The 25,103-nt window shown below is 50.7% G+C and carries 22 protein-coding genes and 1 pseudogene; 17 read left to right on the top strand and 6 right to left on the bottom strand.

The window, feature by feature from the left end:
• Positions 1–333, bottom strand: coding sequence for a helix-turn-helix domain-containing protein (locus ACQE3D_RS18235; protein WP_427551149.1), 333 nt, complete (start codon positions 331–333; stop codon positions 1–3).
• 118 nt (positions 334–451) lie between these two features.
• Here ACQE3D_RS18235 and ACQE3D_RS18230 point away from each other — a divergent pair.
• From ACQE3D_RS18230 to ACQE3D_RS18210, 5 genes and pseudogenes are all read left to right on the top strand, one after another.
• A pseudogene (locus ACQE3D_RS18230) lies at positions 452–715 on the top strand (helix-turn-helix domain-containing protein); the annotation flags it as partial.
• 30 nt (positions 716–745) lie between these two features.
• Entirely contained in the window at positions 746–1,234 is a 489-nt protein-coding gene (locus ACQE3D_RS18225; protein WP_427551769.1) for a S24 family peptidase, read from the top strand.
• 288 nt (positions 1,235–1,522) lie between these two features.
• The gene (locus tag ACQE3D_RS18220) at positions 1,523–1,699 is read left to right on the top strand and encodes a hypothetical protein (protein ID WP_313729562.1); all 177 of its coding nucleotides are present in this window, start codon (positions 1,523–1,525) and stop codon (positions 1,697–1,699) included.
• Positions 1,700–1,835: 136 nt separating this feature from the next.
• Complete coding sequence (locus ACQE3D_RS18215; RefSeq protein ID WP_313729563.1) at positions 1,836–2,261, top strand: ProQ/FinO family protein; 426 nt, start codon at positions 1,836–1,838, stop codon at positions 2,259–2,261.
• A 75-nt stretch (positions 2,262–2,336) separates the two neighbouring features.
• A complete protein-coding gene (locus ACQE3D_RS18210; protein ID WP_313729564.1) occupies positions 2,337–2,711 on the top strand; it encodes a VOC family protein in 375 nt (124 codons plus the stop codon).
• Between the two features lie 97 nt (positions 2,712–2,808).
• Here ACQE3D_RS18210 and ACQE3D_RS18205 read toward each other — a convergent pair whose 3' ends face one another.
• Positions 2,809–3,258 (bottom strand): putative iron-sulfur cluster-binding metallochaperone, encoded by a 450-nt coding sequence (locus tag ACQE3D_RS18205; RefSeq protein WP_313729565.1) that lies wholly within the window; start codon positions 3,256–3,258, stop codon positions 2,809–2,811.
• Between the two features lie 212 nt (positions 3,259–3,470).
• Between ACQE3D_RS18205 and ACQE3D_RS18200 the strand changes: the two genes are divergently transcribed.
• The 3 genes from ACQE3D_RS18200 to tnpC are packed head-to-tail and all read left to right on the top strand — an operon-like array spanning position 3,471 to position 5,795.
• Complete coding sequence (locus tag ACQE3D_RS18200) at positions 3,471–3,878, top strand: transposase (RefSeq protein ID WP_231883784.1); 408 nt, start codon at positions 3,471–3,473, stop codon at positions 3,876–3,878.
• The gene (gene tnpB, locus ACQE3D_RS18195; RefSeq protein ID WP_313727828.1) at positions 3,854–4,204 is read left to right on the top strand and encodes an IS66 family insertion sequence element accessory protein TnpB; all 351 of its coding nucleotides are present in this window, start codon (positions 3,854–3,856) and stop codon (positions 4,202–4,204) included. The genes ACQE3D_RS18200 and tnpB overlap by 25 nt, the downstream gene beginning before the upstream one ends.
• A gap of 31 nt (positions 4,205–4,235) precedes the next feature.
• Positions 4,236–5,795 (top strand): IS66 family transposase, encoded by a 1,560-nt coding sequence (gene tnpC, locus ACQE3D_RS18190; RefSeq protein WP_313728405.1) that lies wholly within the window; start codon positions 4,236–4,238, stop codon positions 5,793–5,795.
• Between the two features lie 14 nt (positions 5,796–5,809).
• On the opposite strand, the gene ACQE3D_RS18185 is transcribed toward tnpC, so the two are convergent.
• On the bottom strand, positions 5,810–6,163 hold the full coding sequence (locus ACQE3D_RS18185) for a YkgJ family cysteine cluster protein (RefSeq protein ID WP_313729566.1): 354 nt from the start codon (positions 6,161–6,163) through the stop codon (positions 5,810–5,812).
• A 328-nt stretch (positions 6,164–6,491) separates the two neighbouring features.
• Here ACQE3D_RS18185 and ACQE3D_RS18180 point away from each other — a divergent pair, with 328 nt between their 5' ends.
• Genes ACQE3D_RS18180 through ACQE3D_RS18165 form a run of 4 tightly spaced genes read left to right on the top strand, consistent with a single transcriptional unit; the run spans position 6,492 to position 9,421 of the window.
• Positions 6,492–6,695, top strand: coding sequence for a hypothetical protein (locus tag ACQE3D_RS18180; RefSeq protein WP_313729567.1), 204 nt, complete (start codon positions 6,492–6,494; stop codon positions 6,693–6,695).
• Complete coding sequence (locus tag ACQE3D_RS18175; protein ID WP_427551147.1) at positions 6,692–7,414, top strand: hypothetical protein; 723 nt, start codon at positions 6,692–6,694, stop codon at positions 7,412–7,414. Before ACQE3D_RS18180 ends, ACQE3D_RS18175 begins: the two co-directional genes overlap by 4 nt.
• Positions 7,407–7,712, top strand: coding sequence for a CHC2 zinc finger domain-containing protein (locus ACQE3D_RS18170; protein ID WP_313729569.1), 306 nt, complete (start codon positions 7,407–7,409; stop codon positions 7,710–7,712). The genes ACQE3D_RS18175 and ACQE3D_RS18170 overlap by 8 nt, the downstream gene beginning before the upstream one ends.
• A complete protein-coding gene (locus ACQE3D_RS18165; RefSeq protein WP_313729570.1) occupies positions 7,709–9,421 on the top strand; it encodes a DUF3987 domain-containing protein in 1,713 nt (570 codons plus the stop codon). Before ACQE3D_RS18170 ends, ACQE3D_RS18165 begins: the two co-directional genes overlap by 4 nt.
• Here ACQE3D_RS18165 and ACQE3D_RS18160 read toward each other — a convergent pair.
• Positions 9,407–10,003 carry an IS630 family transposase gene (locus ACQE3D_RS18160; RefSeq protein ID WP_427501179.1) on the bottom strand — a complete coding sequence of 199 codons (597 nt, stop codon included), beginning with the start codon at positions 10,001–10,003 and terminating at the stop codon, positions 9,407–9,409. The genes ACQE3D_RS18165 and ACQE3D_RS18160 overlap by 15 nt on opposite strands.
• The gene (locus ACQE3D_RS18155; RefSeq protein WP_427550980.1) at positions 9,922–10,383 is read right to left on the bottom strand and encodes a helix-turn-helix domain-containing protein; all 462 of its coding nucleotides are present in this window, start codon (positions 10,381–10,383) and stop codon (positions 9,922–9,924) included. The genes ACQE3D_RS18160 and ACQE3D_RS18155 overlap by 82 nt, the downstream gene beginning before the upstream one ends.
• 348 nt (positions 10,384–10,731) lie before the next feature.
• On the opposite strand from ACQE3D_RS18155, the gene ACQE3D_RS18150 reads away from it, so the two are divergent.
• The 5 genes from ACQE3D_RS18150 (at position 10,732) to ACQE3D_RS18130 (ending at position 23,636) form a co-directional block, all read left to right on the top strand.
• Complete coding sequence (locus ACQE3D_RS18150) at positions 10,732–11,649, top strand: hypothetical protein (protein ID WP_427551146.1); 918 nt, start codon at positions 10,732–10,734, stop codon at positions 11,647–11,649.
• Positions 11,646–15,152: a hypothetical protein gene (locus ACQE3D_RS18145; protein WP_313729572.1), complete on the top strand. Its 3,507-nt coding sequence runs from the start codon at positions 11,646–11,648 to the stop codon at positions 15,150–15,152. The genes ACQE3D_RS18150 and ACQE3D_RS18145 overlap by 4 nt, the downstream gene beginning before the upstream one ends.
• 230 nt (positions 15,153–15,382) lie before the next feature.
• Positions 15,383–15,817, top strand: coding sequence for a hypothetical protein (locus ACQE3D_RS18140; RefSeq protein WP_313729573.1), 435 nt, complete (start codon positions 15,383–15,385; stop codon positions 15,815–15,817).
• Between the two features lie 20 nt (positions 15,818–15,837).
• A complete protein-coding gene (locus ACQE3D_RS18135) occupies positions 15,838–16,335 on the top strand; it encodes a hypothetical protein (protein WP_313729574.1) in 498 nt (165 codons plus the stop codon).
• Positions 16,336–16,355: 20 nt separating this feature from the next.
• Entirely contained in the window at positions 16,356–23,636 is a 7,281-nt protein-coding gene (locus ACQE3D_RS18130) for a calcium-binding protein (protein ID WP_427551144.1), read from the top strand.
• Positions 23,637–23,860: 224 nt separating this feature from the next.
• Here ACQE3D_RS18130 and ACQE3D_RS18125 read toward each other — a convergent pair whose 3' ends face one another.
• Complete coding sequence (locus ACQE3D_RS18125; RefSeq protein ID WP_313729576.1) at positions 23,861–25,090, bottom strand: glycosyltransferase family 4 protein; 1,230 nt, start codon at positions 25,088–25,090, stop codon at positions 23,861–23,863.
• Positions 25,091–25,103 lie beyond the last annotated feature (13 nt).

Genomic DNA, 25,103 nt, shown 5'->3' with positions numbered 1-25,103 from the left:
TCAATCGACCCTGTTAACTTTTACGTTGCGGCTTTCGTTTTGAGCGTTAAACTGTTGTTTAAAACCGCGTAATTTTCGGCCGCGATTCGGCTGCCCGTCGGCGTCGTAGCGGCTCGGCCAAATCTCGTTCGGCTTGACGCCGATCGCGGCGGCGATCAATCGCTCGCCGTTCGGATACGGCACTTTTATGGCCTGACCGAGCGTGCCGGCCGCCAGCTTGTAATGCTTGGATAGGCTCCGCAGAGACCATCCGGCTTTACGCAGCGCGGCCACGATATCGGCAGGGTGCCAGTCTTGATGACTGGCTTTTTTTGCGGTGTTTAACGTCGTCATGAGTTAAACAATAGCGCTATAACGCTATGCAGTCAAGCGCTATAAAGAAATATTTAGCGCTTTAAAGTTTGGGTTTTTTCTGTTTTAGCTTTATTAGGCTTATTTAATTGTAAAATCAATGACTAACAAAACTTTAAAGGGCTTGGACTCTTTCGGGACACAACTTGAAAGTTTAGAACTGGAACTTTCAAGTAACTCTAAAGAGCTATCTGTTGATCATGGCTTTATTTCTAGGCTCGAACAATGCCAAGAAATTGCGGGAAGCGTTAGCGCTTTAGCGAAACTGGCGGGATTATCCCAATCAGGGATTAGGCGGTATTTCGACGGAGGAGAGCCGACTAGACCGGTATTGATAGCCTTGGCAAATGCTGTAGATGTAAATTTTTTATGGTTGGCGACTGGCGAAGGCGCGATGCGCAAAACCGATTGCATTACCGAGTCACCCAACGGCTATAAAGTCGGCGGAGACGCACCAACAGCGCCCGATCCCGATGCCTACTGCTACATTCCGCTGTACGACGTTTACGCCAGCGCCGGCCACGGCGCCCAGATCGACCAGGAACCCATTGTGGATACGCTGGCGTTCAAATGTGATTGGATGCGCGGCGAAATGGGCCTAAACCCGGATCATTGCTGCTTGATACACGTGACCGGCGACTCGATGGAACCGACATTGCACAAGAAAGACGTGGTGATGCTGGACCGCTCACGCACTTTATATATAGAAGACGGCGTTTACTGCCTGCGCATCGACGGCGGCTTGCTGATCAAGCGCCTGCAACGCATCAACGCCCAACAACTCGAAGTCATCTCTGACAACCCCGTTTATCGCCCGTACCCATTAAACACCGCCGACATCCAAATCGTCGGCCGCGTCGTATGGGCCGGTAAACGCTTCTGATGCTTTCGCGCGATATTTGTCGCAACCATTAAAGTTCACCAAATTTTCGCGCCACTTTTTGCAAAATCTCTTTTCCGCGCAAATGCGATCAAATCCTCCCAACCCCGCGCCATCCCTACAACTCCCGCCAAATCCCTTTTCTTCCCGCTTCCGACAATAATCTCGCTAAATCACAAATCCTCCTAAACGCTAGGCTCACCAATCTCAAATGCATTGCTCGCACGACCGCGAGTTTGAATTGTCAATTGCTGCTACGCTGACCTCCAAACAAATTCTTGGGTAAAGATTATGGGCGAAGAAGAAGCCAAGAAAGTAATTGTTGTCGATTTACAGATGCCGTTTTTCTCCATCGTGGTGCTGATGGTCAAATGGGCGTTAGCATCGATACCCGCTATCATCATCTTGGCCATCATTTTCAGCATTACCACTGGTTTGATGGGAGGCTTTCTATTTCCAAGAATCTGAGATAGTCATTCTTGATTAAAACTGATCGATATACCTTTTGTCTGAACCTCTGTCTGCTGGTCTGGTCTGGCTTTGCCTATTCCCCGTTGCTTCGGTAAGCTAAGACAATCAACTTGCAAAGTTTTAATCATTGACTATGGCATTCGAACAACTTGCTGCTTTAAAAGAGCAATTAACCAAACAAGCGGCGGCTGAAAAAGAAGCGCGTAAGCGACAAGCTGAAAAAAACAACAGGCCACCGGTTGATCCTGTCGTGCGAAATATCGGCTTGCTGCAAAAACAGTTCCCACTGGCATTTCCGAAAAAACCTTTGGCTAAGATTCCGTTAAAAATCGGCATCCATAACGACCTGCTGGAACATATCGAACAGCTTGGACTTTCTGCGAACGACATTCGCGCTGCGTTGAAAAAATGGTGTCAGGGTAAACGCTACAGCGAATGCATGGTGGCGGGCGCTGCCAGAGTGGATTTACAAGGCCATGAAGTGGGATTTGTTACCAAGGAAGAAGCTACATTCGCAGATAATAGTAGACCTCAGCTACAAAAATCTGCGCCTGCTTGACTTGGGCTCTGCTCAGTATCTCAATATTGCCAATAAGCTTTCAGTTTCAACTCTTCAGTTTTAAGGAGTAATGCTATGGCTATCAATCCCGTTGCCTGGTTTGAAATCTACGTCCAAGACATGGAGCGAGCCAAGCAGTTTTACGAAAGCGTTTTTCAACTTGAACTGCGGGAATTATCACCGCCCTTTTCCGGTATTGAACTCTGGGGATTTCCATGTGAACAACAGAGTTATGGGGCAACGGGAGCACTCGTAAAACTGGAAGGCTGTTCTTCGGGCGGCAACTCCACCATCATCTACTTTCACTGTGAAGACTGCGGTGTTGAAGAGGCTCGTGCAAAAAAACATGGCGGTAGGGTACACCGAGAAAAGATGTCGATTGGCGAATATGGCTTCATCTCGTTGGTTATGGATACCGAAGGCAATATGATTGGTTTGCACTCAATGTAAGCAGGTTCTAGCCCAGTGTAATGCAATGGCAGCGATTACTACGCTGTCGGCAGAATATATAACTTGGGTAAAACGCAGGCTTATCAAACCAAAGCGATTATTTGATGCCTGTATTGTGCTCGATTTCCAAACGCTTGAAATGCCCTAAACAGCATTGACCTGATGGGTTTCTAACTTCACAAGCGCAATCCCCGGCTTGAGTACGTTGCATGACAAATGCTTTGATTGGTTCTGCCCGGTGATCTTTTAATGCCGCTACATACTGCTCAGCGGTAATATCAAAGCAATAACAAAGTGTGTCGTTTTGAATCGCTTGATAGCTTTGTAAATGTTGCTTGGAAATGGTGTTGCCCGCGTTGGAAAAGTAGGCAATTGGACATGTTTTTGCCGGGCAAAAATAATAGCTGTCAGTGATGAGCGCCTGATTTTCTGGAAATCGGACTTGATGGTAAAGCGTAGGCCTACCGACACTTTTGCACGTGGAGCCGCATTCAGGGCAAGTCTGTTTGGTTTTGTTGGCGGTACTGGGGCAGCAGCAATCGGACATGGACGCTATCCTCGGCCTTATCGGGAAACCGGTGTGTTGAGGCAACCTGGGTGGCGACTGTCAACCCTCTCCATGATCTTCCAATCGGTGTAAACCATGCGGTGAGTTTGCGTGTTTCCCCAGTGCATTTCGTAAGCGGTCCTTTAACAGCATCTGTATAAACAGCTCGAAAGGAACGAAGATAGTGTCCACTTATAATCAGGTGGACACCTATGAAGGAGCATAACACGCGATTATCGCGGCCATTAATCGTGGGGCACGGGCGAGACGGCCGTTGCCTTTATGATCCGGAAGCCAAGCGGGAGCTAGTGAAAGTTTGCTTGCATTCGGGCACATCGGTTGCCAAGATCGCTCTGCAATACGGTATCAATGCCAATCTGCTGCGCAAGTGGATGGGGCATTACCGAGAAACAGGACATCCGAATCCGAACAGTCCATTAACGTTGCCGGCTTTTGTGCCCGTTCAGTCGCTGAGCGCAGAGAAACCGGCTGAGTCAGCGCTCAGTGCGGAGTTGCCCAACGGCGTTAAACTCGCGTTACAGCCTGTCGCACTGAGCGACCTGCCGGTGATTTTGAAGGCGTTGGCCGAGCTGCCATGTTTCGTTTCGACGCAGGATTGAAGGTCTACCTGCACCGCGAGCCGGTCGACGGCCGCAAGGCCATCAATGGTTTAGCGCTGCTGGTTGAGCAGGCATTAGGCTTGAATCCGTTCGAGCCGGCCATCTACGTGTTCAGCAACCGCCGGCGGGATCGGATCAAACTGCTGTTGTGGGACCGCACCGGTTTTTGGTTGATGCTCAAGCGGCTGGAAGCCGACCGTTTTCACTGGCCGAAAGAGGCAGCAGTTGTGATGTTGACGGTCGAGCAACTCCACTGGTTGTTAGCCGGTATTGACTTGGCCGCGATGCGGCCGCATCCGGCACGAACCTATACCCAAGTGGGCTGAAACGCGGATGTAAAGCCGGTAAAATAACGGCATGACGCCCACCATCACGCTGTCCACCGAAGACTACCAAGCCTTGCTGGCCGAGCAGCAACGGCTGGCGAGTCAACTGCGGTTGGTGACGGTCGAGCGGGATTTATTGAAAGAACGTGTGGATGCCTTTCTGCATAGGCTGTATGCCGCAAAATCCGAGGCGCGGGCCAATCCGGCCCAGCGCGACCTGTTCCTGAACGAAGCCGAAGTGTTGGCGCCGAACGGTGCTCCAATCGCCGAGGAAGCCACGCCCGAAGCGGTCGAGGTGGCCGGTCACCGCCGTAAGAAACGCGGTCGCAAACCGCTCGATCCGCATCTGCCGCGTGAGATCGTGCGCCATGAATTAGCGGAAGCCGAACGCATCTGTGCGCATGACGGTACTCGTCTGGTGGAAATCGGCGCTGAAATCAGCGAGCAGCTCGACATCGTGCCGCAACAGGTGCGAGTCATTCAACATCACCGCGTCAAATATGCCTGCCCGTGCTGCGATGAAAGCATTCGCGTGACGCCGGCACCGGTTCGCATCATCCCCAAAGGCTTACTCACCGAAACGGCATTAGCCTGGGTCGTCACCGCCAAATACCAGGATAGCCTGCCGCTGTATCGGCAAGCCGCGCTGTTGAGCCGTTTCGGCGGCGATCTGTCGCGCAACACGCTGGCGGCTAGCATGGTGCGGGTTGGCGACGCAGTGCAACCCATCATCAACTTGCTGCGCGACCATCTGCTCGATGCCGATCTGATCCTGGGCGACGAAACCGTGGTTCAAGTGCTCAAAGAATCCGGCCGAGCCGCGCAAAGCAAAAGCTATCTGTGGGCACAAATGACCGGCTCCGGACCGCCGATTCGGCTGTTCAGCTACACGCCGGGGCGCGGCGGAACGCATGCGCAGCCGTTGTATGAAGGCATCAAACCCGGCGCGGTACTGATGAGCGACGGCTATGAGGTGTATAACGCCATTGCAGCCAGCCGGGGTGCGATTCACCTCGGCTGTTGGGCGCATGCGCGGCGTTATTTTGTCGAGGCCGAAGCCGCCATTCCTAAAGCCGCGCGCGGCCCGGAGCAACTGGCGACGCAGTTTATCGCGGCGATGGGTGAACTGTACGCGATTGAAACTCAGACGGAAGACCTGAGCGTCGAACAGCGTGGGCAGCGGCGCCAGGAGCAAAGCCGACCGGTTTTGGTCAAAATCGAAGCCCTGCTGCTACAACATCTGCATGCGGTAATCCCCGGTAGTTTGCTGGGCAAGGCTTTGCATTACTTGTCATCGCAGTGGTCCAAACTGATCCGCTTCGTCGACAACGGCGCTTGGCCCATCGACAACAACCTCTGCGAAAACGCCATACGCCCCTTCGTGGTGGGCCGCCGCAATTGGTTGTTTTGCGATACGGTGGCCGGCGCCCGTGCCAGCGCTAATCTTTACTCGTTGATCGAAACCTGCAAGGCCAATAGCGTCGACCCTTACACCTATCTGGTCGATCTGTTCCGAAAGCTTCCCACCGCAAAAACTGTCGAAGAGTTCGAAGCGCTGTTGCCTTGGAATCTCGACGCCCTAACGGACTAATCGCACGCCAACGGTTAAGTCATTGTCCGTTTCAGTTCTAGTGCGTCCTTCAAAGATCGCTTACTGCATTTCAATTGTTGATCAATCGCATCCTGGTTACCCCATACCACATTATCCAGCGCGCCACTGTCCACGTCGGCTTCGATGTCTTTGCAGTAAAGCCCTTTATCGCGTTGCACATAAAATCCATAAGTACGGCAGGCGGTAGGACGATATCGATAGACCCGGCATGTTCCTGTTGATTGATCCAGCATTGGACAGACGATGGGACGGTCGACCTGTTTAGCCATCGCGATGATGCGGTCACGAATACTATGCTGCAGATCTTTGGGCAATGTGTGGCTAGGCCTTGTTGCAGCAATGCCCATTCGGCAGCCGAGAGCTGTGGGATTTCCGCCAATCGGTGGCAACAGCCTTCGCACCCCGTGCGACAAGGCCAATCCGAATTTTCCGCGCGATTCAAGTCAACCTGTTGGTCGATGTCGGTATGAATGTCGGTCAAATACACCGGTGCGTCAGACTCCAAAACTAGCATTTTCATTGAAACACCGGAAAACCTGTCAATAGCGAAAATCACCAAAAAATCCCCATAGACTTCCCTGTTCAGTTCCTATTCGTCGCCTCAAAAAACCGGGAAAAAAGCGCCATAACAATAGCCGGCATCGCGATGTTGCGATGATTTGAGGAGCATTAGATATGCCTACTTTATCAACAGTAAACCAGTTTTCAACAAAACACCCTGCCTTCACCAACGGAGGTCTTAGAGCTTTAATCTTTAATGAACATATCAACGGTTTGGCACAATCCGGCGCTATCGTCCGTATTGGTCGTAAGGTTCTGATCAATGAAGACAAGTTTTTCGCTTGGGTTGGGTCACGAAACCAAGGAGGTGCAAAATGATTGAACTAACAGTTCCAGTCTCCATTCAATCGAAAATTGCCCTAAAAATAGCCGATAATCACCAGCTGTATCAGCATGAGTTTCAAAATCAAAATCAAAATCAAAATCAAAATCAAAATCAAAAGCTGAAGGCTAACTCATGGAATAGCGTTGATCATTGCGCATTCAACTGTGGTCATCCTGATGGAAGATCCAGTATTCACACGGGTACTGGAGCTTTTTTGACGAAGTGTTGCCATAAGAAAGGTATAAATTTCCTAGAGTTCTTACAGGAAAAATACAAGCTCTCGATACAAGAAGCCATTAACAAATTCTCCGAAAGACTGGGCATCTCGGTTCTTGATATGCCCGCCAGGATACGGGGGGGGATGCCACTGATATTTAGCCAAACATTATCAACCAAAGATGGCGAGGTTGTTCAAATGCTTGGTCATTATGAATATGGACCAACCTTGGTGTTCAACACGGACGATGAGGTGTTTGAAGATGAACTAATAGTTCACCGTGTTAGGATTGAAACTAGCGAAGTAGTCAGTGAAGCCGAATACTACTCATACAACAACGAATCATTTTACCTGTCTCAACTGATCGCAAATGCCGCGGCGAATGGGCTGATTAAATCTGGCGCTGTTATCAACATCAACGGCAACTTGTTCATCGATGAGAGTAGGTTTAACGATTGGTTTTCTGACTTAGCTGAACGGGGGAGTTATGTCTAAATTCCGCCCCGGCCTAAATGCAGAAAAAATAAAAAATGAAATCTCACCGACGATTTTTTATCAATCGGTGCTGCGAAACATAAAGCTTGATCGTTACGATTGGAATGAAGCAGGTCTTTGCCCATTTCATAATGATCGTAAAGCGGGGAGTTTTTTCGTCAATGTTAACAGTGGCGCATTCAACTGCTTCTCTTGCGGCGCCAAGGGTAGCGATATTATTGCGTTTACCAAGCAGCACTACGACTTAAGCTTTGTCGATGCGTTGAAAAAGCTGCAAGCTGATTGGGGGTTGCTATGAGTATGGCGATCCCTGATATTTATAATGGAAAAAATCGTGTTTACCAATGGACCTATAAAAATCCGGACAAAACAATAATTGGGTATACCGTACGATACGAAGACGACGACGGTAACAAAGATGTTATTCCGATCTTTAAACGGAAAGCTAACCAATGGTTGCCTGGTATCGATCTAGACCCCACACCATTGTATGGGCTACACCATTTGGCTTCATTGGCTGATGCTGACACAGTCTGTATCGTTGAAGGTGAAAAATGTGCATTGACTATGAATCGACTCGGATATTGTACCGTTACTTCAATTGGGGGAGCGAATGGTGCGAAAAAAGCGGACTGGTCACCATTTGAAAATATCAATAGAGTTATTGTTATGCCTGATAACGATGAACCTGGCGAAAAGTATGCAAAAGATGTTTGTCAATTGCTCAAGAAAGTAAATCCCGACATCGAAATCAAGATTCTGCGATTACCGAATTCTCCTGAATCTGGCGATATTGTTGATTACATCCAAAGTTATGAATCTGATTGGGATGGATACAGTAAATTCAATGAAGATCGTATCGCTTCATTAAGGAAGCGTATAACGAAACTATTGGATAAAGTTGAAGATGTGCCGGAAAGTTGGCTTTCCGGTGCAGCCGATGATTCTGATTGGTTAGAGCCGACCGCATTAACAGACTCTGACTTGCTGCCAGTTAAACCTTTCGCTGAAAAAATGCTTCCCGAGCCCTTACGAGCGTTTGTGAAAGATACGAGCTATCGGATGCAAACTCCGATGGATTTCGTAGCCGTTTCGCTGGTAGGAGCTATTGGCTCTATCATAGGTAGTGGGTGTTCGGTTCGTCCTAAACAGCTTGATAATTGGAGTGTGATTCCTAATCTTTGGGCTATTTGTATCGGACCTCCGAGCTTGATGATGAAATCGCCAAGTATGGGCCAAGCATTAAGTTTACTTAAACGCTTACAAAAACAATACTTTCAACTTTACGAGGAACAGAAACTCTTAGATGAACTTGAAAAAAATGAGATTTCACGTCAAATCGATGAGATAGAGAAAGAGTTGGATAACCCCCCTGACTCTGACGACGATACAGAGTCAGTTGAAGACATTGAGCAACTTAAGAATACGTTGGTCCAGCTCAAGTTGAAATTAAACAAACAAATTGGTCCGCGAATTTTTGTTGTAAATGATTCCAGCCATCAAAGTTTGGCTTACCTTCATGTGACAAATGAGCGCGGTACATTAGTTTATAAAGACGAGCTAACTGGGTCGCTTGTACACTGGGACAAAAAGGAAGGGGCCCAGGAAAGAGCGTTTTTTCTTACTGCCTGGAATGGTAATGAATCATGCACAGATATTAAGATTGGGCGTGGACTGACCTATGCTGGGAATATTTGCATTTCGCTGCTAGGGGGTATTCAGCCTGATAAATTGCTTGATTATCTGAATTCAGCCTCTAAGGGAGGTAACGATGGTTTGTTGCAACGTTTTCAATTGATGGTTTATCCAGACATGATCGACTGGAATCTTGTTGATGTGAAAGCTGATGAGGATGCAAGAGATCGTGTTTATTTGATTTTTGAAAAGTTGGCTGAAATGGATTTCTGTAAATATGGTGCCCAAAAAAGCGACTTTGATGATAGACCCTATTTTCGTTTCTCTGAGGATGCTCAAGATCATGTCAATAAGCTCTTAGCAAAAAGTTAGCGTGTATTGTGAGCCAAACCCTCGGCCAATTTCGTCAATAGCCTGCTCAAGCTCATCCGGCATAAATGTTTTGAATGGCAGCCATTCATATTTCATTTTATGCCACAGCAATTCAATCCGATTCAACTCAGGGCTATAGGGCGGCAGGAAATAAAATCGAATACCTTTCTCTTCCAGCAAATCCCAATACGGCTTCAGTTTTTTGGCCGTATGAATGGACGCATTATCTAAAATCACCACCAATGGCTTGCTGACGCGTTGGACCAATGCCATCAGAAAGCCCAAAAACCACAGACCATTGACGCTTTGCCACAGCTTAGTCAGCATTAATCGACCCGATGAAAGCAAAGCGCCAATGACGTTCATCCGCTGCGCGCGTTTAGCGGTAATGGCATGAACTTCTCCGCTTTTGGTCCAAGCCGAACGATTCGGTGGTTGTGGTGCAAATCCGGCCTCATCCACATAGGCCAATTCGATTTCGCCGGCTTGCGCTTGCTGAATCAGTGCGGCAATGTCGTGTTGGGCCCGCTCGAAGCGCTCGGGATCACGCTTTTTTTTAAACTGTAACGGGTGCGCTTCCATACATAGCCCATCCGTTTTAACTCGTTCCGCAAGGTGCTGGCGCTAATCGTCACGTCGCATTCCGTCGTTAGACGACTGACCAATGCCCGGCAGTTTAAAGGTTCCGCATCGATCCATTCTTTGAGCCGGCATCGATGCGCGTCAGTCAATTTACTTGGTGCACCACTGCGGGGTTGATCCGGTAAACTGTTCAGCCCATTTCTCCACCACTTCCGCCGCCGCTCCCGTATAGCTTCCGGTTTCACGCCTTGCTGTTCTGCAATCGCAATGACTGTCTGGCCATTGGCTAACATCAAAATGGTCTGTGCCCGCTCCCGTTCTCGCCAATCGCTCCCTTTTTTGATAATTTGCTGGAGCTGCTCTCGTTCGCTTTCGTTCAATTCTATTGCTCTTGCCCGCATTCTGTCGCTACCACCACACCTGAAATCTCGCTATTTTAATGCATGGTGATTTGTTGTTAAGCGCTTAACCGAGATTAATATGAAATTGAATACGACGGCAAAAGCATCCATACGGTGCCGCTGCTTATTTCGCCTTACGGCTTTGCCAATTACCAAGATTAAGACATGGGTTGGGAACTTTTAAATTTGTTTATCTCCCCGGGGACGTTGCGATTGATCGTCTGGGCAGTGGCGATAGGCGGTGTCGCTACTTTTTTGGTCGTGCTATGGATAACCGTTTCCGCCGCTCGGCGCAATATCAATAATCCTAAGTTCCGATATCTGGCAATGGGCTTGGTGCTGGCGATATTCCTGGTGCCTGTGGCTTACAAGCTCCATCAAAACCACCAGAAACAGCAGCTTATTGACGCCAAGCTCGCCACCATGACCAAGGCCTTGGACCGCTATCACGAACTGTGTAAGGGCTCGGGCGAGAAGATTTACCGCACCGTCGATGGTGTCGATGGGGTGTTTTTGATGAAGATCGAATTGGATCCCAGCTCCGGTATCAGTCAATACAGCAATGACGCCAAGAGTCCTTACGAGAGCCTGGGCGACTTCTACCCCGCCATGGGCATCTATACGAACGACCATGCCGTGGGTTATATGGATTTCGACAGTTATATCAAATCGTTTTTGAACGATGGCGGTTTTGGGCTTCAGTGCTGGGTTGGGAATACCAATAGGTGCAAACAGCAGCCCGCGTTCAAATACGTCGAGGCGATCGATCCCGGTGACGGTAAACGCTACCGCTATACCGTCAGTTGGCAAAGACACGACAAGGTCAGAGGCAAAGAATGGAGCGAACTGCTTCGCAAAGTCGGTTACATCCCCCGAGAATTGCTGGAGCCTACCAAACACGATGACGGCACTTGGTACGACTTAGTTCTGACTCGCGAACCAGCCGGCGATCCGCCGCCGCGCTACGGCGTGACCTACGACGACCTGGAAACTCCGGAAGAACGCAAGATGTGGATCGCCGGCAGTGCCTTGAAAGTCGTCGATCTGGAAACCGGCGAGTTGCTGGGCGAACGTATCGGCTATTTGCATGACAGGGGCGGCGGGAGTGCCGCCGCCGCCCGGCAGCCATGGTCATTTGCTAAAACTGAACTGGCGTGGTCATGCCCCCAACGATTAATGGCGGGACGCAGTCAGCGAGATTTCGTCGTAAAAGTAATTCATCCCACACAAGGAGAAAATCCATGAACTCATCGGCAATAACGACTTATCTGAAATACATGCAACTGCAAGTGGTGTCGGAAGCTTTTTTAACCGATATTACGGGTAATTTGCTGAAGGATGATCCGTTTAAAATTGCGCTGGAAAAAGGAAATAAACACACGTCGATACTCACCGATAAGGAAATAGACGCTTTTCAAGCCAACTGGATCGTCGTCGCCCAACAAGCCAACACCGACACCGACACCGGATTCAGCGGTACGCTGTTCAAAACCCCAGGTTCTAATCCCGAATACGTCATCTCCTTCCGCAGCACCGAATTCGTCGAAGATAACATCCGCGACGGCGGCACCAACAACTCCATTCACGATTACGGCTGGGCCTTCGGCCAAATCAGCGACATGATGAAATGGTTCGACGGCCTGAGAAGTAGCGGCCAATTGCCGGCCGACGCCCATTTCACCGTCACAGGCTATTCGTTGGGTGGCCACTTGGCCACAGCGTTCGCGATGCTGGCTCAAGAACAAGGCTGGATAAATCAAATCGACCATGTCTACCTGTTCAACTCGGCCGGTACTGGTGGCCTGAACAATGGCAACAGCCTCGATCAAGTCATCAATAGGTTTGATCAACTCTGGAACAACGGCCAACCCGACGAAAATTTACTAATGTCGCTTGCCCAAACCGTCGGTTCAGGGCTGTACGATCAAGCCATCACCGCCGCCAATAATGCCGAAGCCGAATGGCGGCGGGTACGAACCTTGACCGACAGCACCGGCGAGCCGAATCAATCTTTTTTAGGTGTCATGGGCGATTGGCGCTTTCATCTGGCGATGAAACTGGCCGCAGAAGGCGCAACTACCGGTGCGCCATTTGGGGCCGCCATTCCTTTTACGGACACGCTCTATGCCAATACGGGCTTGTCGGACAAAATTACCGAAGTCGCCGGCTCGGGTTTTTCGGCCGTCGCGGTCAGCGGTTATCGGCACACCACTGACCAAGCCATCGTGCAGATCGAAGATCAACCCTTGTGGCGAGGCACCCCGGAGCATATCGCCGACTTGATCGACAATTTCAATGCCAGCTTCAAAGCTTTAGCCATCAGTGATCATTGGGATGTCAACGATTTCGGCGATACGCACAGCTTGGTGTTGATGATAGATTCGCTGACGGTGATGGATACCTTCGCGGCGCTTGATACCAGCGTCACTCTGGAGCAATTAAACCGCCTGATCCAATCGGCCAACAATCGCAATGCCAGTACCGAACCCGGCCAGCAGGGCCAATCCGAAGGCAATACACTGGAAATTTTAGTCGACAAACTATACAAAGCCGTTGTCGGTATCGGCCAAGCACCTGAGTTGCATAATGCCACCTATATCGATTCCAAAACCGGTGCCACAGTCAATCTCACCGACGGCAATTCGTGGTCGAACATCGAGTCTCGCAATGCGTTGCACAATAAATTAGCCGAGATTAAGACTGCGATAAAGACCGAGATCGATGATGGCAAAAGCTTTGCGTTAACCTTGCTAAGCGATGCGAACTCATCCGGCATGGTAGCTAAAGCAACCCAAAACGATGCCGAAGGCTTGGCCTACCGTTTTGCATTGGCCGAACTCAATCCTTTCGTCGTGACTGGCCTCGATTATGTGGCTTCAAACGTAAACGGGGCGCTGGATTTGTATAACTCGGCCAATGGTACCGGCGATCTAACCGAGCAGTATCTTAGAGACCGAGCCGCGATGCTAGATTGGAAACTAAAATACGACGGTGGCAAACACGATTATAACGACTTGATTGTAGCCAATTACCTATCTGCAGTCACTCTAGTAACAGCGAGCAATCCAATCATTCCTAGTGCCTATTTGGCAAGTGAAGCTTTCAAGCTTTATAAGGATAAATCCTATAGTGACGAATGGGATACTTTGCAATTTTCAGGCAATTGGACCTATATCGACAAGACTTTACTGGTCGATGGCGAGCCGCTCAAAATTGTTATTGACGACTTAAGCCTATTTTCGGACGATCATCAAATCGTCTTCGGCTCGCAGTCTGGCGAAATGCTTAACGGCAGCAATACCAGCGACAGGCTCTACGGTGGCGGCGGAGACGACCTATTAACCGGCGGCAAGGACAACGATTACCTGGAAGGCGGCCGTGGTAGCGACATTTATGCCTTCATCGCCGGCGATGGCATGGACACCATTCTGGATACCGATGGTCAAGGTAAAATCACCTTCGAAGGGATACAGGCCAAAGGCCAGACCGGCATTGCCGCCAACCAATGGATACATGCCGGCAACACTTGGCAGGATCTCCAACATAGCATCGGTTACAACTTGGTGGTCCGTGCCGATGGTACTCAGGATTTATTGATCGCTACGGCGAGCAATACCTTATTCGTCAAAAACTGGGCCGAAGGCGAATTGGGTATCAATTTGGCCGCCGGTCAAGCGCCCGCTGCGCCAAATGGTTTGAAGCTGTTCGGCGACCTCAAACCCCTAGACCAAGACCCCAATATCGCTGGCATCCAGATCGGCACCGATGCTCTAGGCAACGTCATCGTCGGTACCGAAGCCGATCCCGGCCGGGAAGACACGCTTTACGACGATACCGGCAACGATTTGCTGGAAGGCTATGCCGGCAGCGACATCCTGCTGGCCAATCGCGGCGGCGACAATCTGCTGTACGCCGACCAACAACAAGACTTCCAAACGCTCTACAACCAAGGCCAAACCGCAACGGGAACGGGACAACGCGGCGACCTGTTGAGCAGCGGCACGGGCAACGATCAACTCTATGGCAGCACCGGCCAGGATATATTGGCTGGCGGCGATGGCGCCGACGTGTTGGTGGGTGGGGGCGATGACGACATGCTCTACGGCGACGGCGGTATCGCCAACCCAAGCGGCAGTTGGTCCGAGGCCCAAGTCGCCGAGCTGGACGAAGACGGTGTGGTTCATCACCGCAAGCAACTCAACGGGGCCGTCGTTCAGGCGGCGGCGTTGGGTGGTAACGACATTCTGTACGGCGGCAACGGCAACGACCTGCTGGACGGCGGCCAGGGCAACGACGTGTTGGACGGCGGGGCCGGCCGCGACATCCTGCAAGGCGACCTAGGTAACGACGTACTGTACGCCGACGAACAAAACGCCGAAGCGGGGTTGGGCTCGGTCCCGGCCGATCGTTTGGGCGACTTTCTCAGCGGCGGTAGCGGTGACGACATGCTGATCGGCGGCGGCGGTTCCGACGCGTTGATGGGCGGCGAAGGTAGCGACTGGCTGGAAGGCGGCGCCGGTAACGACATCATTTTTGCGGATGCCGACTACACCACCCAAACCAACGATTGGACCTTCGCCAAAACCGACCAGACCTACCCCTTCGCCGACTCGACCCGGCCCAACCTGAACGGCGTCGGCCTCGGTCCGGTGAACGGCGCACTCGATACCGAGACGGTAACCAAGCGCCGGAATGCTGCAAACGAGGCCGCTTGGCCGCTAGCGGCGCGATCCAGAAAAAGCGCGTAAATGCGCAAGCTGTTGCAAAAAACGAAACGAATGGTACTAAAGGGTTATGGTAACGAGTTAACCTGTTAGACAAAATCGACCGACCCTGCCAAGGGGTCGTGTCAGAACCAACGGCGACGACCTGATAACGGATGTTCCGCAATTGGACAAGCATCATCAATGGAAGCGATTAAAAAATTGATGGAGATTTATATGAATTTGAATAGTTTGAAAATATGGCGTAATGCCCGATGGTTATTGCACCTTACGGCCTTGACAATGACGGAAAGATAGAAACAGCCGTTCAGGATGGTTTTTTCCAGGGTATGGTCTACGGTGCCAGTTCATTTTCTGTCTATCCCCTCGGTACACTGAACATAAAAGACCTAATAGGCGCCACGATATATAAGCAAAGAAATGTACAAGGCATTAGATTGATACATGGCGCAGAGAATATTCCGACCATCAAATGGCATTCACTTCGTCCTTTTATTCTGGATAGCGTTACTTATTTGATTGGCGCTCGTTTTGAAACGCCCTATGACGATTTTGAGCCCAATCACATATACAAAGACTATATGGATATATTGAAATACATCAAAGGGTCTCGGTTTGTGAAAGGTAGCGATCAACCGCTATTAGAATTTGAGACCATCTGCCGTATTCGTATGGCTGAAGAACGTTAACCATACAAAGGAAAATAACCATGTCACTGACCACATTCAATACCAGTTATATAGGAAGTGGCTATATGATGTCTTTAAAAATATTGTGTATTTTTTTTATTCTTGCGCTCTTCAATCTATGTTATGCGGATCAGCATAAAAATACATGTAAAGAAATCCATGACAAATTAGTGCATCGACAGAATAAAAAAGATCGGGCCAACTTTATTCTAGCTTATCAGCAAATAAGACCTGGAGAGGATTATTATCAAGGCATTGATATCGAAGGTGATGGCATTGACGATTCTATTATAAGGAGCTGTGGCGCAGGCATTAATGGTCTTTGCTCTTTATATGTCAATCTTTCTAGTGGGAAAAAATATGAACTAGAAGAGGCAAAGTTTTTTCTAATTCGCGTAAATAAAAAAATCTATGTTTTAGTTGGTGAGACGTCAGAAGCTGAAAAATATAAGACTGGAAAAAGGAATGTATACAGTATAAGCGACGGCGGAATAAAGATAATTTGCGATGGCCTTTAAAATAGAATTTTGGAGTTTTTATGATTAAATACAGTTTTTTTCAAAATACACAGGATTATGTTGACGCTGTAGTTGATGTGATCAGTCGAGCCGAGGGATATATTCAATATGTTAAAAATATTGGAGATGGGAAAGCTACTATAGGTTATGGATATACGTTTGAGCGTAACGATAATGTTACTATCTGGAAAAATGCCAACATTACATTAAGTGATGAGCAATGGGTAGTTCTAAAGAAAATCGATTTGGAACCAATCCTTAGCCAAAAAACAACAATTGCCATCTCTGAATTTAGCAAAAACTTGACTAATTTAGAGGCGAAATTACTGCTCGGCCAAACTTATCAGAATTATGAGTCAGCCGCAAACGAACTTGCTGTGCCCCAATCATGGGAGCGTGTTGCATTGGTTTCAATAACATATAATCGTGGGTTGCCAGCTATTCATAACAAAATGCAAGGTTTTTACGATGCGATTTATGCAGATGACAGAGCAGAGGCTTGGTTTCAAATACGCTATAACGCTCAAACTTCAAATCCCAATTTTGTCGATGGTATAGCCAAACGCCGCTATTACGAATCCGAAATATTTAGTCTTTATGATCCTGATACCGTAGACGAAGCTCAAACCAGACAAATCTACGCCATGTATAACCGGCATCATGACGATATTCTAAATTATGAGGCCACTTACGGCAGTCAAATTAGTAACGCTAATCGAGATTACCATTTATCACCAGATAACGCCGTTCAAACCCTAGAAAACAGCCTACAGAAAGCCGCCAGCGTATTGATTGGGCTTTATCTCCCCGATAGCCTGGGTGATGCCATCAACCCGTTGGACATTCAACTTGCCACTGAGCAACAGTTGGATTTGATTGGTGCCAAACGCGATGGTTATCGAATCAATGTCGGTGCGGATCAAAACGACCTCCTCATCGGCAACAACCAAGCCAACACCCTCCAAGGCCTGGGTGGGAGCGACATTTTAGTCGGCAACGGCGGGGACGATACGCTGATTGGCGGCACCGACAGCGACACCTTGCTGGGCGGCGAAGGCAACGACATCTATGTCGTCAGCCAAGGCGACGGCTTCGATACCCTGATCGACAGCGACGGCCAAGGCCATCTCTATTGGAGCTTGACCGACATACAGGGCGACGGCAACACCGCCGCCGATGAATGGAAAAAGTTCAGCGCCACCACCTGGCAAGACCAAACAAACCTCCAAGACACCATCACTTACCACTTACAAACCGAGTCGGACAACACCCAGACCTTGTACATCCTGCGTAAGGGAGATGCCGTCAAAATCCTAAACTGGCATCCGGGCGATATAGGAATTACCCTGGGCGATGGTGCCGGGCCTGGCGCCGCAGAGTACACCTACCTCGGCGACCAGCGCGCGCCGCTTACGGGTTCTCCCGGTGCGTTAACCTACAATTGGGGGACGACCTCCTGGTCGGTCGACGGGACGCTGACCGGCGGCGTTTCCGAACAAGACTTCAGCGATGTGATTTACGGCGACCAGCATGCCGCCAGCGACAAAGACTTCATCAACGGTCTGGGCGGCAATGACGCGCTGGATGGCCGGGGCGGCAACGACCGGATCGACGGCGGTGCCGGCGACGACTTGATTGGCGGCGGGTCCGGCTCGGACACCATTCATGGCGGAACCGGCAACGACGAAATCCTCAGCGCCACAGGCTTAAACGCACCGCAACGCACTGGGCCTAACGATGTCTGGCAAGCGCCCGCCGGGGAAACCATCTGGACCCTGGGCAGCACCTGGGGAATTTACGATAGTGGTAATAACTCCTCTATCATTAGCGGCGGCGGATCATTAACGCTGGACGATGCCCCGGATGTGGTTTACGGCGATGCCGGAGACGACGACATTGTTGGCGGCCACGGCGACGATTACCTGGACGGCGGTGAGGATAATGACGCTTTAAGCGGCAATGGCGGCAACGACCTGCTGGTTGGCGGTGGCGGCACTGACTTTCTGCGCGGCGACGGTTCGGTAACCACTGGGTTTTATTCGACCACCCCGGCTTTACTGCACGGCAAGGACTTTCTGGACGGCGGTGCGGGTAACGACTTGCTGTTCGGTAATGGTAACGACGATATTTTGCTCGGCGGCGCCGAAAACGACATCGTGTGGGGCGACGATACGGAAAGCGAGCTGGCCTTGCAATATCACGGCAAAGACTATCTGGACGGCGGCGCCGGCGACGATACCCTCTACGGCAATGGTGGCGACGATACCCTGATCGGCGGTGCCGGTAATGATACGCTGTATGGCGGTAAGGGTTTCGATACCTATCTCATCAACGCCGGCGAAGGTATAGACCACATCATCGATACCGATCCCGAAAAGAACAGCAAAATTATCTTCGGCAACGGCGTGAATTCTAGCGATGTTAAATTGCGTTTGGGTTCGCTGATGTTGGACCTGGGCAGCGGCAATGCCGTACATATCGAAAACTTCGACCAAACCGACGTGTTCAACAGCTCATCGGTCAGCCGCTTCGAATTCGCCGACGGTACCACGCTCAGCATCGAACAACTCTTGGCACGTGGCTTTGATCTGGATGGCACGGATCTCAACGATACAATCATCGGAAGCAATACTGTCGATCGCATAAATGGCTTGAATGGAGACGATGTATTAATTGGCGGAGAGGGTGATGACATATTAGATGGTGGAGGCGGCGCCGACTATTTGCTAGGGGGCGAGGGAGACGATACCTACCTTGTCAACGTGGGTGGTAGCACGCGGATAGCGGATTTTTTCGGCACAAATCGTCTCCAAATCTCCACCGTAACAGGATCTGGCGGCTATTTGCCCATAATCAATGTCCAATCCGGCGATTTAGTCGTAGTCAGACCAGATGGTAGTAACGTTCAAGTCCTTCAAGCGTTGTTCGGAACCAATCTGTCGATCAGAAGTGATGACGGTCGTTTAGATATTGCATCCCTGCGTGATTGGGTAGGTACAAATGTCAATCTCTCAATGAACCTCACCGTACAGAACGAGGACGGCAATCTCTTCGGCGGCGCCGGCATGGACACTCTTAGCGGGAATACGAGCGCGAATACTTTATGGGGTGGCAACGGCGCAGATCAACTATTTGGAATCGACGGTAACGACTGGCTGATAGGGGACGACGGTAACGACACCCTGGTTGGCGGCGAAGGCGACGATACGCTGGTCGGCGGACTAGGTGACGATCTACTCATCGGTGGAAATGGCATCGATAGCTATCGTTGGGGTTCGGAAACCGGGAATGATGTGATCGCTTGGCAGCCGGGTGCCGAAAATGATCGCGTGTCATTCAGCGAGGGAATACGGCGTAGCGACATTCAACTGATCCGCCAAGCTAACGGTGACTTCGTTATTCAATTACTCAATGGACCGGAAGCGACGCTAACCCTGGAAGACTGGTTCAATGAAGACGAGTTTATCGGCCAGTTTCAGTTCGCGGACGGCTCAACAATCGACAGTACGGAGCTTGATAATTTACGTCATTCTCGAATAACGGGTGGGGCAAGCGACGATCTGTTACTGGGATCCCAATTTGCTGACACCGTGGAAGGAATGAATGGTGACGATATCCTAGACGGTAGCCAAGGCGACGATACCCTGTTGGGGGGCAATGGCACCGATACCTACATACTAAAGTCTGGCAATATGGGAATCGATACGGTTGTTGAGCAAACGGACGAAACCAGTGTTATCAGATTGGTTGGGTTAAATTTTTCTGATTTGGAAGGGCGTGTTGACGGTAGCTCTTTATTGCTCACCTGGCAAAATGGCAATCAGGGATTGAAACTCGCGGACTTTTATGAATTGCCGCACGAGTGGTTGATTCAAAACCGAGAGGGCGAAACCCAATCGCTCACGGAAGTTTTAGCGACTAATGCGGCTTATAGAGCCTCGATCGAGAAAATTGCTGGCTTAGAAGAAACTTTTGTACTTGATTGGCGGACCAGGGCCGCCGACCGATTGGTAAAGTCTGGTTTCACTCAATTGAATGATGGAACTTTTGAGCAAAAATCGCAAATTCATTTCAATTACGATTTTATTCATTTCACGCCCCCAGCAACTTCACGACCTGACCAGGAATCCGGCTATATCTATACGACCGATTGGTTGAAAACCGAACTGGCTGTCAAAACCGTGATATTAGACGAACTAAGTCAGGCACGGGGTTATGAACAGAATTGGGATTCTGGTGTTTATAGGACAGCGCTTTCAGGATGGAACCGAAACCAATTCGAGGAATTTGAAAATATTTATCGCGAGAATAGAGTTTTAAAATCTGAAATTGTCAATCTTGGCCTCGGCTGGGAAGCTAATTCATTTTTCATCCCCATTGGTGGGACAGTCCACCCTTTTGGTGGAATTGTTGGTCAATATCTATTATCCTGGGAGGAAGTCGAAAATCAGTTTCTGTATCAGCAGCAACACTTTCATGTTAATGCGAGCGTAAACATCTCTGAAGTTTCTGAAAGTACCGGTGGCGAGATCGGTGCGGTTGAGTTAGGCCGTCAGTTACAATCTGGACAAACTTTGCCCTCGCATTTAAAATTAAGGCTTGAAACGATTAATACCGTGAGGAATCTAATTAAAGTTGAGGGAAGTGTAAGCGACGATCATATTGTTATTCGAAACGCACCACCTGCTTTGATTATTAAAGCCGGTGATGGGAATGATTTCGTCGACAGTTGGAATTTTCATGGCGAGGGTAATGAAGAGACCGTGGCGTTTCTTGATGGGGACGGTGGAAACGATACCCTGTTAGGAACGTCGAATGCCGATGTACTGATTGGCGGCAATGGCGTGAATTATTTGCTAGGAAATGGAGGTTCCGATCGCTATGTACTTTCTGCGGGGGGATTTGACATTATCAATCCATGGTTCGAGACTAATTATTTCGTTAGCGTAGCAAGCATTGATGTTTTGGAACTGCCGGATGGCGTGACGCAGCTCAATCTAAAATCGCGCTACAGCGTAATAAAAATTAACGGCGAACGTTTCCAAACCGTGGAATTGAATTGGAATGGTGCGTCTCACGCGGCTATCTTATTACCTGGCGAGAATGCACAATTTGACGTATCTTCGTTCGATACGGTAACCGTTCGTTTCGCCGATGGTAGTACTCTCGGGCTTGACGAATTGTTATCCAGTACGCCGTCATTTTTGGGGTTCTCAGGGGAGTGGGATGAACCGTACTTCGTAAATTCCGATACTTCATTTATCTCAGAGTGGCAGTTACCGTTGCCGACTGCCGAGTTTCGTTTGGGCATGGGAGAGGCCGTAGCGCACAAGTTCTCGGGTGGCGTAGTATTTGATTGGAGAATTGATCCTGAGGATGTGGTATTAGTTAAGTCCGGGAACGATTTATTGATTACATTTAGCGATACTTCCGACTCGTTGCGGTTAGTTGATTGGTATTTTCAAGACGACGAACCGGAACTAATTTTCGATGACGATGAGTGGAGTTATTCCTTTGCGTCGGCGCTTGGTACAACGCTAATGGGCTCGGCGTTAAATGATAATTTAGTATCGCCCGATGATTATTCGTGGACATTAATTGGGCAATTGGGTAGCGACAACATAATTGGCAAAGGGGGCAACGATACATTAGTTGGCGGCGAAGGTAGCGACACCTTAGCGGGTGGGAATGGTGATGACACCTACGACCTGGATGCCTCCGACGGACTCGTGGATTCCGTATTGGAATATGACGGAGAAGGCACCGATACGGTGTACATCACAGGTGTCCAAGCTTATACGTTGACCGCCAACGTTGAAAACGCGATATCCAACGGTACTGGGCTAAGCTTGGCCGGAAATACGTTGGACAATCAACTAACCGGCGACGCCGGCACCAACACCTTGAAAGGCAACGCCGGCGCAGATACGTTGATCGGCTTGGACGGTAACGATACTTACTCAGTCGATAACGCTAACGACCACGTTATCGAGAATGCCGGCGAAGGTAACGACACGGTGTATTCCAGCGTCAGCTACGCCTTGCCCGACAACGTGGAGAATTTAGGCTTGATCGGCTCAGCCGCGATCAATGCTACCGGCAACGGTCTGGACAACATCATCTACGGCAACGCCGCTGCCAATATCCTCAGAGGTGGCGCCGGCACCGACACTTTACGCGGTGGGCAAGGCAACGATACCTATGAGGTGGACAACGCTGACGATGCCGTTCTCGAAGCCGCCGGCGAAGGTAGCGACACGGTGTATTCCAGCGTCAGCTACGCGTTGACCGACAATGTGGAGAATTTAGGTTTGACCGGCTCAGGCGCGATCAATGCTACCGGCAACGGTCTGGACAACATCATCTACGGCAACGTCGCTGCCAATATCCTCAGAGGTGGCGCCGGCACCGACACCTTGCGCGGTGGGCAAGGCAACGATACCTATGAGGTGGACAACGCTGGCGATGTCGTTCTCGAAGCTGCCGGCGAAGGTAGCGACACGGTGTATTCCAGCGTCAGCTACGCCTTGACCGACAATGTGGAGAATTTAGGTTTGACCGGCTCAGCCGCGATCAATGCTACCGGCAACGGTCTGGACAACATCATCTACGGCAACGTCGCCGCCAATACCCTCAGAGGTGGTGCCGGCACCGACACCTTGCGCGGTGGGCAAGGCAACGATACCTATGAGGTGGACAACACCGGCGATGTCGTTCTCGAAGCTGCCGGCGAAGGTAGCGACACGGTGTACGCCAGTGTCAGCTATGCCTTGACCGACAATGTGGAGAATTTAGGTTTGACCGGCTCAGCCGCGATCAATGCTACCGGCAACGGTCTGGACAACATCATCTACGGCAACGCCGCCGCCAATACCCTTAGAGGTGGCGCCGGCACCGATACCTTGCGCGGCAGTACCGGCAACGACACCTACGTTCTGGACCGGGGCTACAGTGCCGACACCGTGGTCGAGAACGATGCGACGGTGGGTAATACCGACGTGGCCCAGTTCCTGACCGGCGTGAGCGCCGACCAGTTGTGGTTCGTCCATGCGGGGAACAACCTGGAAGTCAGCATCATCGGAACGTCGGATAAGCTGGTCGTGCAAAACTGGTATAGCGGCAGCGCCAACCACGTCGAGCAGTTCAAGACCACGGACGGCAATTTGACCTTGCTGGATAGTCAGGTCGAGAGTCTGGTGTCGGCAATGGCGGCCTTTGCACCGCCGTCGTCGGGCCAAACCACGTTGCCGACGAATTACCAAACCGCGCTGGCGCCGGTGATTGCGGCCAACTGGCAATAAGCGGCGTCAGCGTGTCCCATCCCCGAGGTCAAGCATCTCGGGGATGGGGCGTTGGAGCGCCGGCTTTGGTTGAATGCGTTCCTAATCAGTTCCTTGGTTCCGCGCTTGATTAGGTGACCAGATAACCATTTCGAACTGGTATGAATGACGCTCGGTGCTGTTGAGCGCCGCCTCGTTTATGGAAACGAAAAGGAATGGAAGCGGCCGCTGTTTTGACGGGCTTGTTAATCCCGCCGCCGTAACCGATCCAGCCATCCAAGCTGCGCCGGCAAACACACCGTGTTGAGATCGTAGCGCTCGATCACCGTTTGCCGGGCGTTGTGCCGCATGGCGGCAAACCCCTCCGGCCCCGCCTTTAAACCTTCGATGACTCGTTCGGCAATCTCGCTGGGCGAGAAGAAATCCACCAACCAACCGTTATCGCCGTCGCAAATCACTTCTTGCACCGGCGCGGTATTCGAAGCCACCACCAGACAGCCGGCGGCCATCGCTTCCAGCACCGACCAGGACAACACGAAGGGATAGGTCAGGTAGACGTGGACCCTCGATAGTTGCAATATCTTCAGAAAGGTCGGATACGCCACCTTGCCCAGAAAATGCACCCGCCGCCCATCCAGGGCGTCGCCAAGTTCCGCCTGTAACTGTTGACGATAGGTCTGCCCCGGCGGCAGGCGCTTGCCGTAACTGACCTCATCGCCGCCGACGATCACGATCAGTGCCTGGGGCCGGGCTGCCAGGACGGCCGGCAGACTGCGCATGAAGCTGGGAAAACCGCGATAGGGTTCCAGATTGCGGGCCACGTACGTGACGACTTCGTCGGCCCGGCTCAACGTCAGCCCGGCTTGCGCCAGGGATAAGGCCGCATCCGGATTCGGGCGGACGATGCTCGTGTCGATGCCGTCGTGGATGACGTGCAATTTGTCGTGGTAGCCGGTCGGATAGCGCGATTTCTGCCAGTGAGTGGGACAGAGTCCGGCATCGACCGTATCCAAGGCCAAATAATTACCCAGATTCTTGGTCCGCAAGCGCGGTCCGTCGTCGAAGGCGGTCGGCTCGTTCGGATCGAAACCGACATCGGCGCCGCTCAGCCGGTAAAAGAACTCGAAGTAACCCAGCAGCGGCGATTGCGGGAATACCTCCTTCAAATACCAGATTTCGCCCCAGCCGTTATGACTCAGCATCAAATCCGGTACGAAACCGGCCCGTTTTAAGTCCAAGGCGATGCGGGCGACACTTTGAGCGTTGATCACCGCCGTTTCGGTTTCCCGCAAATATTGGTGAACGCTGTGCGATCGTGCCCGGTGCGGTCGGTAGACCATTTTCCGCACGCCCGGCAGTTCGCCTTCCGAACGTTGGGTGATAAACACGACTTGATGGCGGGGATCGGCGGCCAGATGGGCGGCCAAGTGGCGATACTGGCCGGGGAAATTTTGATGGACGAATAGGCATTTCATCGGAGCTTAGCGC

It is taken from the genome of Methylomonas sp. MS20, assembly GCF_050275925.1.
GTDB classification, from domain to species: domain Bacteria; phylum Pseudomonadota; class Gammaproteobacteria; order Methylococcales; family Methylomonadaceae; genus Methylomonas; species Methylomonas koyamae_A.
The sequence above is the reverse complement of the archived record's forward strand: the minus strand, read 5'-3'. Positions and strand labels throughout refer to the sequence as shown.